Consider the following 14,259-nt stretch of genomic DNA (forward strand, 5'->3'; position numbering starts at 1 on the left):
ATCATGGCGGGCAACGACCAAGTCGACCAGGATGCAATTGCCGCCCAGTGGGAGGCCTCGCTCGATAGCGAGGATCCCGCCGAGGCGGCAAAGGCTGCCGCCGAGAACGAGCTATCGGAGACGATGGCCCTGCAATGGGCCGCCATGGTCGAGGACGGCAGCCGCGATCTCGGCACCGGCAAGAATTCCGGCGAGCGGGTGTTGTCCCAGGAGGAGATCGACAATCTCCTCGGCTTCACCGTCGGTGACGTCACGCTCGACGACCATTCCGGCATTCGCGCGATCATCGATTCGGCGATGGTCTCCTACGAGCGCCTGCCGATGCTCGAAATCGTCTTCGACCGCCTGGTCCGGTTGATGACGACCTCCTTGCGCAATTTCACCTCCGACAACGTCGAAGTCTCGCTCGACCGCATCACCTCGGTGCGCTTCGGCGACTACATGAACTCGATCCCGCTGCCCGCCGTCCTCACCGTCTTCAAGGCCGAGGAGTGGGAGAACTTCGGCATGGCGACGGTCGATTCCAACCTGATCTATTCGATGATCGACGTGCTGCTCGGCGGCCGCCGCGGCACCAGCCAGCTGCGCATCGAGGGCCGGCCCTACACCACGATCGAGACCGAGCTGGTCAAGCGGCTGGTCGAGGTGGTGCTGGCCGACGCCGAGCAGGCGTTCCGGCCGCTGTCGCCGGTGACCTTCTCGATCGACCGGCTCGAGACCAATCCGCGTTTCGCCGCGATCAGCCGTCCCGCCAACGCCGCAATCCTGGTGCGCCTGCGCATCGACATGGAAGACCGCGGCGGCAACATCGAGCTGCTGCTGCCTTACGCGACCATCGAGCCGATCCGGGGCGTCCTGCTCCAGATGTTCATGGGCGAAAAGTTCGGCCGCGACCCGGTCTGGGAGGGCCACTTCGCCACCGAGATCGTGCAGGCCGAGATCGCCGTCGACGCCGTGCTCTACGAGGCCGACATTCCGCTCAAGCAGCTGATGCGGCTCAAGGTGGGCGACACGCTGCCGCTCGACATGCGCGCCGACGCGAACGTCACCGTGCGTTGCGGCGACGTCACGCTGACCGAGGGGCGGATGGGCCGGGTCGGCGACCGCGTCGCGATCCGTGTGACGAAACCCTTGCGCAAGCCAAGTACGACACTTGCGATGTTCGAGAAGGTGGACGAGCAGAACAAGATGATGGAGGCCCCATGAACCACTCCCTGGGAATGGCGATCGAGACGCTGGTGGCTATCCTGCTGATGCTGACGATCGTCTACTGCGTCACGCTCAACAAGCGCTTGAGGCGGCTGAAGGCGGACGAGCATTCGCTGAAGGCCGTCATCGCCGAGCTGATCACCGCGACCGAGATTGCCGAGCGCGCGATCGGCGGGCTGAAGCTCGCCGTGCGCGACGTCAACGAGAACCTCGGCAGCCAGCTCGCCGCCGCGACGCAGATGTCGGATCAGCTCTACAAGCAGCTCGGCGAGGCCGACAACGTGGTGCGGCGCCTGTCCAAGATCGCGATCGCCGCGCGTCCCGTCACCAATCCGGAGACGGTCGCCGCGCCCGCGGCCAAGCCGTCGTCCGCGAAGGCAGTGGCGGCGGCCGCCGAAGCCTTCTCCGAGCGCCGACGATCCAACGGCCTTGCCGCATGAAGCCTGGGTATGAAGTCATTTCGTAACATCCGCGTCATTCCCGTCGTCCTGGTCGCCGTCGCCGGCCTCGCCACGCTGAAGGTGGCGGGCCTTGCGATCAACGGCGGCTATGTCTTCGACTACAAGCCGAACCAGGGCAAGAAATCCTGGGCGGAAGAGAACCTGAATTTCCCGACCGGCCGCGAGGATCCCGACATCACCGGCTCGACCCCTGCGCCGAAGGAAGCACCTAAGCCGGCAGCGCCCGAGACCAAGATGGAGGGCGGCACCGTCGTCAAGATCGACGAGGGGCAGCCGCAGGTCTCGGCCGCGGAGCGCGCGATCCTGGAACGGTTGCAGGCGCGGCGTCAGGAGATCGAGGCGCGCCAGCGCGAGATCGACATCCGCGAAAGCCTGCTCAAGTCGGCCGAGAAGCGCATCGAGACCAAGGTCGAGGAGATGAAGGCGGTGGAAACCCGCATCTCCGCGACCCAGGCCGAGCAAAAGGCCGCCGAAGCCCAGCGCATGAAGGGCCTCGTGACCATGTACGAGGGCATGAAGCCCAAGGATGCCGCGCGGGTGTTCGACCGGCTCGAAATGGGCGTGCTGATCGAGATCGCCTCGGCGATCGCGCCGCGCAAGATGTCGGACATCCTGGGCCTGATGTCATCGGAAGCCGCCGAGCGGCTGACCGTCGAGATGGCCCGCCGCGCCAATGGCGGCGGCGATCAGTCCGCCTCGGCCGGCGAATTGCCCAAGATCGACGGCAAGCCGACGCAAAAGCCGAATTGAGGGCTCGAGGAGAAGCGCGCTTTCAATCCGCGCGCTGTCGACTGAAGCCCAGAGAAATGCCTCGTGCGCCTAATTCGCGAAGGCCTGTTGCACCCTGCGAACAGGCGGGCGCAACTGCTGCTCCATCTGGGCGAGGATATTGAGCTGCTGCTTGATCAGCGCCGCCTTTGAGACGCGGGTCACGAGCTGCAGGGTGCTGTGGCAACAGGCACATTCATATGTCTTCAGGGCATATCCTCTTGCAATCGGGACGATCGCGACGACCGCTCTTGCTCTGCTACACACAATGCAACCGGCTTCTCCGCTCATTGATTACCCCCAGAGCTAACCAATGCGATTTGCATCGCCGAGATTCACATCTGATTCAGAGTCGCGCGCGAACCGCAACGAGCCGAAGGTTGTGAGTGCGCGCGCTCAGCAACCCGTCAAGGTGGAAATCAGAATCCCGTGGCGGATGCAGCCGGGGCAGGCGGCATCCTCCGGGACTGCGATGACTTGACGCGCGCAGGTGTGAAGTGGCGTACAGTGGTGCTCAAGGCGCCGTCCTACGCTTCGGTCATTCGCAGTCGGCAGCGCAGGAGGAGGCCATGAACTACTCGTCCGCAGCAGAACGCGTCATCGAGGCCGTCAACCGGATGCTCATAGCGGCGATGACATCCGCATGGACATCCGCGCTAAGCCATCAGCATGCCGCGCCGCCGGATGGCGAGGCCGGCAACGATGATCAATCTTCTCTTGGCGAAGAGAGCTCCTCGGCGCCCGATGGCGCCGGGACGCAACACTGAAGAGCCCATTGGCTCGGGGCGTCACAAGATCAGATCGTGCAAGCCGTGGCCGTGAGCCGGACTTGGGCCATGAGGCGGATCAACATCGGGCGGAGATGGTTCAGGCGTGAACGCCAGTTCGAGCCCGTGGAATCCTCCAGCGTGGCCGGGATGACCGGCGAGGTCTAGATGATCCGGCACCACGCTGTGCTGTGAGCCCTGCGAAGCGTTATCCTTGAACTTGAACGACTCGCCGAGCTGCTGCGTCTCGCTTGCAAGCGAATGGTTGGCGCCTCCGCTCGACGACTTCAGAAGGCTCGGATTGAGCGTCGCCTCTGCCATTCCATCGTTGGCACGACCGTGGCCATGCGCCGCCTCGTCGGCGTTTCCTTGAGGCGAGGCGCCGTGATTCCCGGCATTGTTCCCCGGTGCAAGCCCGCGCCCGGCGTGCTGTTCGGCGGCATGCTGGTCAAAATTCAGCGCGGCGATGGCAATGTCAGGCATGTGGCCGCTTCCAGCAATCGCGCCACTTTTGGCCAGCAATGCTGTGTCGGGACCGGCCAGGTGGTCGAAGACAAAACTGGCCTCCGTCGGTGCGGCGACGTATTGCGACATCGTAGACGGTCCGCTGCCCGAAGGAGCTACCGCAACAATAGCGAGTGTTTCGGTCGAGGGCGTTTGCATCGGGTCCGAACTGGAGATGCTCGAATATTCAGTTTGTTCGATCTGGTCCGAAGGCGTATCCAGGTTGTGGAGCGGCTCGCTTGACTGGATGTCCGGACTCTCTGCGAGGAGCGTGCCGTCGCCGCTTCCGGAGTCGGACGAGATTTCGGAAGTGATCGTCATTAGCCCGGCCGCATCACTCTGCAGGGTTGCGGTGAGGTCGGTCAGCTCGCTGGCGACCGCCACTACAGGCGCCGCTGGCGCCAGGATGAAGTCCGAGGCATCGACGGTTGCAATCCCCTGCAAATGGATTTCGAGCAGACTGGAATCGCCGATGTGCAGGGTCTGGTCCGTTGAGTTGACGTACACGATGGTTTCGTTCGACGCGCTGTCATAGATCCAGGCGATCGTATGTGGCGGCACCGTCGTGTTGGTTGAGCTCAACGCCAGGATGGCAAACCCGAGCGCGCCAAAGGCGGTCAGGTCGATCCTGTCCGCTCCCGATGCGAAGTCGGTGATGGTGTCGAACTGACCGGCACGGGAATCGGCAACGAACAAATATGCGAAACGATCGTTGCCATTGCTGCCGGTGAGTTGGTCCGCACCAAATCCGCCGGTTATGGTATCGGCGCCGTTGTTGCCGTTTACCGTATCGTTTCCCGAGCCGCCGTAGATGGCATCATTGCCATCGTTGCCCTTGATCGTGTCATTGCCTGAGCCGCCATAGAGAACGTCCGTCTTGCCGGTCCCATTGACCGTATCACTGCCGGCTCCCGCATAGATGACCTGACCTGTGTCGCCGCCGCCGGCGATGGTTTCGCTCCCCGGCGTTCCGTACACGTTCGGAGGATCGGAGATCACGACGGATCCGGTGGCCAGGTTGTCAAAATCGTTGGGGTCGGCATCGCTGGCGCCATGAATGGCGACGGTCACCGTCTGCGTGGTACCGTCGATCGCGGTCACCGTGAATGTGTCGGTCAGGGTGTCGCCGGAATCGAGAGCCTCAACCACGCTGTTGTTGTTGTCGAGGGTGTACGTCCATGCGCCGGCTGCGGTCATCGTGAAGGTGCCGTATCCGTCGTCGCTCGCGGTCGGTGAAGAGATCGCGGTGAACGTATTCGGCGCGTTGTCGACGTCGGTATCGGTCAGCGTGCCAGTCGCGATGGGAGCGCCGGGCGAGAAGGTTCCTGCCTCGGTCACTGAGCCGGTCGTGGTGCCGGAAATGAGGGCCGCGTCGTTGCTGCCGTGAATGGTGATCGTCACCACTTGTAGCGTGCCGTCGAGGGTCGTGACAGTAAAACTGTCGGTGAGTGTGTCCCCGACATTCAGCGCCTGCACCGCGCCGCTCGCATTGTCGAGCATGTAGGTCCACGCGCCGGCGGCGGTTAGCGTAAAGGTGCCATAACCATTCGTGCTTGCCTTGGGCGAACTCACCGCAGTGAAGGTATTGGACGCATTGTCGACGTCGGCGGCAAACAGCGTGCCGGTTGCGCTCGGGCTGCCCGGTGTCGCATTGGCAACGCCGCCGGCCTCGGTCACCGCACCGGTCGTGGTGCCGGAAACGATGGCGGCATCGTTGGTGCCATGGATGGTGACCGTCACCACTTGGGCGGTTCCATCCAGAGTGGTCACCGTGAACGTGTCGGTCAGCGTTTCGCCGGTATTGAGCGCCTGCACCGCAGCGTTGGCGAGCGTGTAGGTCCACACGCCGGCAGCCGTCATGGTGAAGGTGCCGTAGCCGGCGGCGCTCTGCGTCGGCGAGCCGACGGCCGTGAATGCATTTGCGATCGTGTCCACGTCGGTATCGGTGAGGGTGCCGGTCGCGATGGGCGTGCCGGGGTTAGCACTGGCGACGCCGCCAGCCTCGATGACGGCGCCGGTCGTGTCGCCGGAGATGACCGCTGCATCACTGGCTCCCTGGATGGTGATCGTCACCACCTGGGGCGTGCCTCCGATCGTGGTCACCGTGAAGCTGTCGGTTAGCGTTTGGCCGGCATTGAGCCTCTGCACTGCGAGGTTCGAATTGTCCACGGTGTAGGTCCACACGCCGGCAGCCGTCATCGTGAAGGTGCCATAGCCGCCGGTGCTCGTCGTTGGCGAACTCACGGCCGTGAACGTATTTGGTGGGTCGTCGACGTCGGTATCGGAAAGCGTGCCGGTCGCAATCGGCGTGCCGGGCGTTCCATTGGCAATGCCGCCAGCCTCGACGATCGAGCCAGTCGTGGTGCCGGAGATGATTGCAGCGTCGTCGACACCGTTGATGGTGACTGTGAACGTCTGACTCGCAGAACTGAGGCCGTCGGAAACCGTGATGACGAAACTGTCGGTCGTGGGCGCCTTCAGCGCGTTGATCGCGATGCTGTCAGGCACGAACGTGTAGGCGCCGCTCGTACTGTTGACGTAGAGCGTTCCGTACGGACCGGGCTTTGACAGGTCGTATGTCACTCCGCCGAGGACCGTCTCGCCGGCGGTCGCCCCTATGACGCCAAAGGTCAGCTTGGCGCTGCCGCTGGTGCTGCTGGCAGCGAAGATTCCGCTCGTCGCAGTGAACGTATCAAACACCACCGTATCGAGCTCGGTCGGCCCCGCTCCGGTGCTGAGTGTCGGCGGTATGGGGTCGAAAACGGGAATGACGAATGGCGACACAGGCGCCAGCAAATTCTGCAGCGAGGGCGCGTCGGGCTGAATGAAATTGATCGGCTGCAGCGATTGGGTTTTGACGAAGGGAGGCGTGCTCGAGCCATGCGGCCCCTGTCCGTCCAGATTGGCGAGCACGTCCTGCTGTGCGGCGCGCAACTCGTCCATGCGAGCGGCCGAGTTCGCGACCTGATTGACACTGATGGTGGATCCCACTTTCTTGACGATGATCGTTTCGCCGGGATCATCGACGATGATGTGCCGTGGGATCGGCTCCTTGGTCACGAGCTCAAATGCGCCGTGCGCAAGGTCCTTGTAAGTGATGGAGTCGTCATCCAGGAATGTGACGTCCGGGTCCGCGGCCTCGGCATTTTCCGCAACCGAGAAAGTCAATGCTGCAAGCGTCAGCATTCCGAAACCGCCCGCGTGACTTCGGGCGCGAATGCCTGCAATTGGCGTATTCAACTGGAGAGACCCGGTTTCTGCCAGCCGACCTGGTACGAAACTGAAGCTGCCTCGGGTCACGTCGAACAGGGCTGTAGGTGGCGTGCCTTCGACGTCGAAGACGAATTCGCTCAGCGCGAGGCGAGTGTCGCAGGAGATGTTGAAGAAAGTACCGTCGATAAAGCGAATCGTGATCTGTCCGTCGGCGTCAGTCTCTATCACGTCAGCCCGGTAGACAGGCGCGCCGGCTACGGCCTGTGTGGCGACGCCACTGGCTCGCGTGAGCGTACCGCAGCCGATCGCTGTATGAATATGGCCAATGATTTGGACGGGCAGGGCCGCGGCGGCCCTATTGCCAACCTGGACATCGGATGCAACCAACATGGCTCGACCTCGCCTAGGTGATTAATTCAGGCTCGGCGTGCTGCCATGGTCTTTCGGGGCGGCCCTCGCCAAGGGACAAATATCCTGGGCGCTGGCAGCCGAAGGCTTGCCGCCGAAAATCATCAAGTCTGGTCCAGAGAGACGCATGGCGCGGGGACGGCGGCGCGTAATGCCATTCCCGGCGCGTATCCCTCCCGCTAAAGTGATTAAATTGACAAACGAGAGCTTATTTAATTTGTGGCGCTTCCGTAGCGTTACGGTAAACTAGGACGATTAAAATTATTAAACAAGAAATTTATTTATTGCGACCGCGCTTCGCGGTTCAAGAGCGGTTCAAGAAATGAGCCGCCGCTAGTCGATAGGATCTTCTCGGAAAGGGCGGATCATGTGCAGACCTACGACAGCCGCTTTGGCGACCGGCTTGGTCTTGGCGCTAGCCAATTTCTCGCCGAGTGCGGCTCAAGCGCAAGTCGATTCCACCGGGCCCGCCGTCGCCAGCTCGTCTTCCAAACCGATCGGGAAGGTGGCGACGGCCACAGGCTCCGTCACGATCGAACATGCGGGCGCAGTGATCGTTCAAGCGAATGTCTCAAGTGAGCCCGGCCAGGCCAAGAGGGGTGATCCCGTATATCTTGGTGACGTGGTGCTGACCGGAGACGACGGCCGGGTCGGAATAAATCTTAGCGACGGCAGCTCGTTCAATTTATCGAGCAACGCCCGTATGGTGCTGGATCACTATGTGTATGAGCCGGCCGGCAAGTCCAACGCGACCCTGTTCAGTCTTGCCAAGGGAACGTTCACTTTTGTTGCGGGCAATGTTGCGAAGACCGGCGATATGAAGGTCGATACGCCCGTTGCCACGTTGGGGATCCGAGGTACGACGCCGCACATCGAGATTTCTGATGACGGGTCAGCCAAATTTTCGACGCTGATCGAAGAGGGCAAAAGCAAGGTCCTGAAGAAGCCGCCGGCCGGCGCGGCGCCGGAGCCCGATCGAAGCGCCAATCGCAGGCTCATTATCTGTCGGGGATGCTGAGAAGTTTGCTCGGCCGAAGCCGCCGTGATGCCGGCGCAGCGTCCGGCCCGGCAGAGAGACGCAACATGAGTGCTTCGTTTCGCTCGCGGAGTTCGGCGCTTGGTGTGAAAATCGCACGGGCCAGTGTCATCAGGGCAGGGATGCTCATTCTGATCGTTGGACTCTCCGGTTCGTCAGGCTTGGCGCAGACGTCGAAGAAGAGCAGCTCACTCAAGAATATCGAGCTATGTAACGGGTCAGATCGGGTCTCGCCCGAAGCTCGCATCGAGGCCTGCACGGCCTTTATCGATGCGGGCGAGGGGAGCACAAATGGCTTTGCCGTCGCCCACAACAACAGGGGCAATGCCCATAGCGCCAAAGCCGACTACGAAGGCGCGATCAAGGATTTCGTCGCAGCGACCCGGCATAACCCGAATTATGCGAAGGCCTTCAACAACCTCGGAGTGGCCTATCTGAGGACGGGCTCGCACGACCTTGCCCTTGGCGCTTTTCAGGAGGCGCTGAAGCTCAACCCCAACTATGCCACTGCCTTTGCCAACCGTGCGGCAGCGTTCTTGAAGAGGAATGCGTACGACCGTGCAGCGCAGGACTATGACGAAGCAATTCGCCTTGACCCGAAGCTGGAGGCGGCCTGGAGCGGACGCTGTTGGGCCCGGGCCATCCTCGGCGCCTTGCAGGCTGCGATGGAGGATTGCGAGATGGTGCTTCGATCGGGAGCGGGTAACGCCGCGACATACGATTCGCGAGCCCTGATAAATCTGAAAATGGGACAACTCTCCGCGGCTATCGACGACTACAACGCGGCGCTGCGGTACGCCCCCAAGCTGGCGAGCGCGCTGTACGGTCGCGGGGTCGCCAGATTCAAGCTCGGCGACACAGACGGCGGCAATAGCGATATCTCGGCGGCCAGAAGGATCGAGGCCCGAATCGCCGAAGATTTTGTCCGCTATGGGGTGCCGCAAAGGGACTGACAGGCCGCGACATCGTGCAGCCGTTAACAACTGCTTAACCGCCTGCGTCTCAAATTCAAACTCGCGGACCGGCCCCGCTCCATCCGGCACGGCATGCTGTTCCCGCAAATCAAGACATAGCATTAACAAGTCCTTAATTGGCGAGACCTACAGTCGACGGCACGGGCCGGCGCCAGTGCCGGCATGCCCGCCGAACCGGAAGAAATGCCGCCAATGGCGCGAGAGGCTGCCGCTGGATTTGTGTCGCGAGCCCGCGCATCGGCGCGGGGCTTGTCGCGTCACGCCCGCGCCGCGGCCTTGCTGGCGGCCTGTCTCCTGCTTGGCCTTGCGGCGCCCGGCCGGGCGGCCGATCCGATCAGGGGCGAGGCGACGTTTTCAGCCGGTGGCGGCTTTGCCCGTCTCGTCATCAAGCTCGGCGAGGACGTTCCCTCCGAGGTGACGACCGCGGGCTCGATCCTCGTCATCCGCTTCGACCGGCCCGTCGATGTTCCCGTCGAGCGCATTCCAGAAGGCGCGCCCGATTACGTCAATTCCGCCCGCCGCGACCCTGACGGCGGCGCCATCCGCCTGTCGCTGGCGCGGCGCGTCACCGTGAACACCATGAACGCCGGCGAGCGCACCTTCATCGACCTGCTGCCCGAGGGTTGGAAGGGGCCGCCGCCGAGCCTGCCCATGGACGTGGTCAAGGAGCTTGCCGAGCGGGCACGCGCGGCCGAGCGTGCGCTGCGCGCCCAGCGTGCCGCCGCGGAGTCCAGGAAGCGTCCGCCGATCCGCGTGCGCGCCTCGGTGCAGCCGACCTTCGTGCGCTTCGTGTTCGAGATGCCCGACGGGGTCGGCGTCTCCTCCGTGCTCAACGAGCAGAAGCTGACGCTCGTCTTCAACGCCAATCTCAATTTCGACCTGGCGGACGCGGTTCTCGCCGCGCCGCCGAACGTCGCCTCGATCAAGCAGAAGTCCGATATCGACCAGACCAATGTCGAGATCGCGCTGATCGGCGATGCCGACGTGCATTCGTTCCGCGACGAGAAGAACTACGTCGTCGACGTCTCCTTCCAGCCCGACAAGGGGAAGTTGGCGGCAACGCCCGAGGCGACGATCGCGCAGATGAAGCCGGTCGGTCGCGGGCCGGCGGCTGCCGCTGCCGCTGCACCTGCACCGGAAAAGCCCGCCGCCGAGAAGAAGGACGCCCATCGCGAGATCCCACCGCCGACCTCCGAGACGATCGCGCGCGAGGCCAGGATCGACATCAAGCCCGAGGTGAAGGTGGAAGCGCCCGCCGCGCTGCCGCCCGCCGAAGCGCCGAAACCGGCAGCCTCTCCCGCGGCCGAAGCGGCCCAACCGCCCAAGGAAGCTGCGAAGCCGGCGGCTGCGCCTGCGCCCGTCGAAGCGCCCAGGGAGGTCGCGAAGGAACCGGTCAAGGATGCCGCCAAGGATGCCGCCAAGGATGCTGGCAAGGATGCTGCCAAGGCTGTGCCGGCGGAGGTGCCGGTCGCGCCCGCGATTGCCAGCGTCGATGCGCGCCGCGACAGTGACGGCTTGCGCGTGACGTTCCCGTTTCAGGTCGCAACGCCGGCGGCGGCGTTCCGCCGCGGCGACACCGTGTGGCTGGTGTTCGATACGCCGAAGCCCGTCGATGTCGAGGCGATCCGCACCAAGGGCGGCGCGATGATCGGCGAGGTCGGCCGCGTCCCGCTCGACAAGGCGCAGGCGGTGCGCATCCGTCTCACCCGTCCCCTGGTCTATTCGCTGACGAGCGAGGAGGTCGGCAAGGAGACCAACTGGATGTTGACGCTCGCCGACAAGATCCAGGCGACGCCGCTGCCGCTGATGATGTCGCGCAACATCACCGATCCCGCGCTCGCCAATATCGCGATCCCCTTCGCCAATCCAGGCCAGCTGCACAAGCTCACCGATCCCGATGCCGGCGACACGCTCTATGTCGTCACCGCGCTGCGGCCGGTGCGCGGCTTCATCAAGCGGCAGGACCTCGTCGATCTCTCGCTGCTGGAATCCGCGCACGGCATCGCGATCCGGCCGAACTCCGACGAGATCGGCGTCGAGGTCGGCTCCGACAAGGTCATTCTCGGCAAGAAGGGCGGCTTGACCCTGTCGCCGGTCGACATCTCGGCCGAGCGGGCGCCGACCGCCGTGCGCCCGATCTTCAGTCCCGAAGGCTGGCGCAAGGGCCAGTCGGAAAACTTCATGGCGCGCCAGGGCGAACTGATGACGGCGATCTCGGCGGTCGAGCCGGCGCTGCGTTCGCTGCCGCGGCTCGATCTTGCGCAATTCTACATGTCGCGCGCCATGTATCACGAGGCCAAGGCCGTGACCGACGTGATGCTGAGCGATCCGCTCAACAAGGAGGAGAGCGGCGCGCTGATCATGCATGCGATCGCCAACATCCTGATCGGCCGGCCGGCGCAGGGCCTGAAGGATCTCGCCAATCCTGCGATCGGCAATAGCCACGATTCCCAGCTTTGGAAGGCGCTCGCCTATGCGCGCCAGGGCAAATGGGCCGATGCGCGCGAAAAGTTCAAGAACGTCGAATTCGCGATCGCCTCGCTGCCGCTCGACATCCAGCGCATCGTGACGATGGACGCGATGCGCGCATCCCTCGAGGTGAAGGACTATGCCGGCGCCTCCAAGCGCCGCAGCGAGCTCGAGGTGGTCGGTGTCCCGCCCGAGGCCGCGCCAGGCTTCGCCGTGCTGCGCGGCCGGCTCGCCGAGGCGCTCGGCCACGACAAGGATGCGCTCGACGATTACAAGCTCGCGGTCGCCTCGAATGACCGTCCGGCTGCGGCCGAGGCCAAGCAGCTCGAGATCGCGCTGCGTCAGAAGCGCGACGAGATCGGCAAGGACGAGGCGCTGCGCGAGCTCGAGACGCTGTCGATGACCTGGCGCGGCGATGCGATCGAGGTCAAGACACTGCAGATGCTGTCGCGCCTCTATGCCGATAACGGGCGCTACCGCGATGCGCTCACAGCCGCGCGCACCGCGACGAGGCTGCAGCCGAACGCCGAAGCCTCGCGTCAGGCGCAGGATCTCGCCTCCGAGCTGTTCACGCAGATCTTCCTCGGACCGAAGGGCGACGAGCTGCCGCCGGTCGAGGCGCTCGGGATGTTCTACGAGTTCCGCGAGCTGACGCCGATCGGCCGCCGCGGCGACGAGCTGATCCGCCGTCTCGCCGACCGTCTCGCCTCGATAGATCTGCTCGACCAGGCCGCCGAGCTCCTGCAATACCAGATCGATCATCGCCTCGAAGGCGCCGCGCGCGCCCAGGTCGCCGCGCGCCTCGCCATGATCTATCTCGCCAACCGCAAGCCCGACTTGGCCATCACCGCGCTGCGCGCGAGCCGCATCAGCGATCTCTCAGGCGAGCTCCGGCAGCAGCGCCTGCTGCTGGAGGCGCGTGCGCAGAGCGACGTCGGCCGTCACGATCTTGCGCTCGACATCGTCTCCAACGTCGCCGGGCGGGAAGTGCTCCGCCTGCGTTCCGACATCTTCTGGGCGGCGCGGCGCTGGCGCGAATCCGCCGAGCAGATCGAGCTCTATTACGGAGACCGCTTCCGCGACTTCAAGCCGCTCAATACGGTCGAGAAGAGCGACATCATCCGCGCCGCCGTCGGCTACGCCCTCGCCGACGACTCGATCGGCCTGTCGCGCTTCCGCGAGAAATACGCCCCGCTGATGAGCGAGAGCGCCGACCGTCTCGCCTTCGACATTGCGAGCAAGCCGGCCGCAGCCTCCAGCGCCGAATTCGCCGAGATCGCCAAGCTCGCTGCCAGCGTCGACACGCTCGACGGCTTCCTGCGCGAGATGAAGCAGCGCTTCCCCGACGCCACCGCCCGCGCGCCCGGCGCGCCGCAGACCAAAGACACGAGCGACCACACCGGCTCGCTGCCCACGATCCCGGTCGTGCGGCAGATCAAGATGACGCGGTAGGACTGTCTCCGCGCGAAGCGCGGCCCGCGACCGCGCCACAAGCTCGTCATTGCGAGCGCAGCGAAGCAATCCAGACTCTTTCCGCGGCGGCAGTCTGGATTGCTTCGTCGCAAGGGCTCCTCGCAATGACGAGGAGGGAGCGGGGGCTGTCGCTGAGAGCGGAAAGGACGCAGCAGCGAACGAAGCCTTACCCCCCGTAACTCTGCACCAGGCTCCCCGCCACCAGCGACCAGCCGTCGACCAGCACGAAGAAGATCAGCTTGAACGGCAGCGAGATCGTCGCCGGCGGCAGCATCATCATGCCCATCGACATCAGCACGGAGGCGACGACGAGGTCGATGATCAGGAACGGCAGGAATAACAGGAAGCCGATCTCGAAGGCGCGCTTCAGCTCGGAGATCATGAAGGCGGGGACGAGAATGCGTAAGGCGAGATCGTCGGGCGTGGCCGGCGGCGGCTCGCCGGAGAGGTCCAGGAACAGCTTCAGGTCCTTTTCGCGCACGTTCTTCTGCATGAAGCCGCGCAGCGGCACGGAGGCGCGCTGGAACGCGTCCTCGACGCCGATCTGGTTGGCGACGAGCGGGCGGATGCCCTCGTCGTAGGATTTCTGCAGCACCGGGCCCATCACGAAGAAGGTGAGGAACATCGCGAGCGCGATGATCACCGAGTTCGGCGGGGCGGTCGCAGTGCCCATCGCGGTGCGCAGCAGCGACAGCACCACCACGATGCGGGTGAACGACGTCATCATGATCAGGATCGACGGGGCGATCGAGAGCACCGTGAGCAGCGCGATCAGCTGGATCGCGCGCTCGGTGACGCCGCCGCCACCGGCGCCGCCGCCGAGATTGATGCTGATGTCCTGGGCATGCGACGGCATTGCGAGCGAAGCCGCGCCGACCAGGACAGAAAGGAAAAGAACTCTACGCGGGAGGGCGGGCAACCTCACGAAGACGGCTTCGGACGGCCGAGCAGGGAGGCCATCTCGTCTTCGAGATTTT

Annotated in this window: 9 protein-coding genes; 7 read left to right on the plus strand and 2 right to left on the minus strand. The window is 64.2% G+C overall.

Features of this window, described 5'->3' with window-relative positions; all coding sequences use genetic code 11:
- Window positions 1-3 precede the first annotated feature (3 nt).
- The 4 genes from fliM to XF30_RS15105 all read left to right on the plus strand — a co-directional run bounded on the left by fliM (window position 4) and on the right by XF30_RS15105 (window position 3,205).
- Window positions 4-1,206: a flagellar motor switch protein FliM gene (gene fliM, locus XF30_RS15085; protein ID WP_036027916.1), complete on the plus strand. Its 1,203-nt coding sequence runs from the start codon at window positions 4-6 to the stop codon at window positions 1,204-1,206.
- Entirely contained in the window at window positions 1,203-1,649 is a 447-nt protein-coding gene (locus XF30_RS15090; RefSeq protein ID WP_057030304.1) for a DUF6468 domain-containing protein, read from the plus strand. The genes fliM and XF30_RS15090 overlap by 4 nt, the downstream gene beginning before the upstream one ends.
- Window positions 1,650-1,658: 9 nt before the next feature.
- A complete protein-coding gene (locus XF30_RS15095; protein WP_036013086.1) occupies window positions 1,659-2,420 on the plus strand; it encodes a MotE family protein in 762 nt (253 codons plus the stop codon).
- 587 nt (window positions 2,421-3,007) lie between these two features.
- The gene (locus XF30_RS15105; RefSeq protein WP_074448248.1) at window positions 3,008-3,205 is read left to right on the plus strand and encodes a hypothetical protein; all 198 of its coding nucleotides are present in this window, start codon (window positions 3,008-3,010) and stop codon (window positions 3,203-3,205) included.
- 21 nt (window positions 3,206-3,226) lie between these two features.
- Here XF30_RS15105 and XF30_RS15110 read toward each other — a convergent pair whose 3' ends face one another.
- Entirely contained in the window at window positions 3,227-7,312 is a 4,086-nt protein-coding gene (locus tag XF30_RS15110; protein ID WP_244608956.1) for a VCBS domain-containing protein, read from the minus strand.
- Between the two features lie 409 nt (window positions 7,313-7,721).
- On the opposite strand from XF30_RS15110, the gene XF30_RS15115 reads away from it, so the two are divergent.
- The 3 genes from XF30_RS15115 to XF30_RS15125 all read left to right on the plus strand — a co-directional run bounded on the left by XF30_RS15115 (window position 7,722) and on the right by XF30_RS15125 (window position 13,261).
- On the plus strand, window positions 7,722-8,348 hold the full coding sequence (locus XF30_RS15115) for a FecR family protein (protein WP_306469098.1): 627 nt from the start codon (window positions 7,722-7,724) through the stop codon (window positions 8,346-8,348).
- Window positions 8,349-8,413: 65 nt separating this feature from the next.
- Entirely contained in the window at window positions 8,414-9,319 is a 906-nt protein-coding gene (locus XF30_RS15120) for a tetratricopeptide repeat protein (RefSeq protein ID WP_192893148.1), read from the plus strand.
- Window positions 9,320-9,532: 213 nt separating this feature from the next.
- The gene (locus XF30_RS15125) at window positions 9,533-13,261 is read left to right on the plus strand and encodes a tetratricopeptide repeat protein (protein ID WP_192893149.1); all 3,729 of its coding nucleotides are present in this window, start codon (window positions 9,533-9,535) and stop codon (window positions 13,259-13,261) included.
- Window positions 13,262-13,448: 187 nt separating this feature from the next.
- Here XF30_RS15125 and fliP read toward each other — a convergent pair whose 3' ends face one another.
- A complete protein-coding gene (gene fliP / locus XF30_RS15130) occupies window positions 13,449-14,207 on the minus strand; it encodes a flagellar type III secretion system pore protein FliP (RefSeq protein ID WP_036013079.1) in 759 nt (252 codons plus the stop codon).
- Window positions 14,208-14,259 lie beyond the last annotated feature (52 nt).

Origin of the sequence: Bradyrhizobium sp. SUTN9-2 (assembly GCF_003122645.1) — a bacterium.
GTDB lineage: Bacteria > Pseudomonadota > Alphaproteobacteria > Rhizobiales > Xanthobacteraceae > Bradyrhizobium > Bradyrhizobium yuanmingense.

Bases quoted from the DNA above. Each gene is read 5' to 3' on its own strand.
- fliM (WP_036027916.1), top strand. From the start codon at position 4: ATGGCGGGCAACGACCAAGTCGACCAGGATGCAATTGCCGCCCAGTGG.
- XF30_RS15095 (WP_036013086.1), top strand. From the start codon at position 1,659: ATGAAGTCATTTCGTAACATCCGCGTCATTCCCGTCGTCCTGGTCGCC.
- XF30_RS15110 (WP_244608956.1), bottom strand. From the start codon at position 7,312: ATGTTGGTTGCATCCGATGTCCAGGTTGGCAATAGGGCCGCCGCGGCC.
- XF30_RS15125 (WP_192893149.1), top strand. From the start codon at position 9,533: ATGGCGCGAGAGGCTGCCGCTGGATTTGTGTCGCGAGCCCGCGCATCG.
- XF30_RS15105 (WP_074448248.1), top strand. From the start codon at position 3,008: ATGAACTACTCGTCCGCAGCAGAACGCGTCATCGAGGCCGTCAACCGG.
- XF30_RS15090 (WP_057030304.1), top strand. From the start codon at position 1,203: ATGAACCACTCCCTGGGAATGGCGATCGAGACGCTGGTGGCTATCCTG.
- XF30_RS15120 (WP_192893148.1), top strand. From the start codon at position 8,414: ATGAGTGCTTCGTTTCGCTCGCGGAGTTCGGCGCTTGGTGTGAAAATC.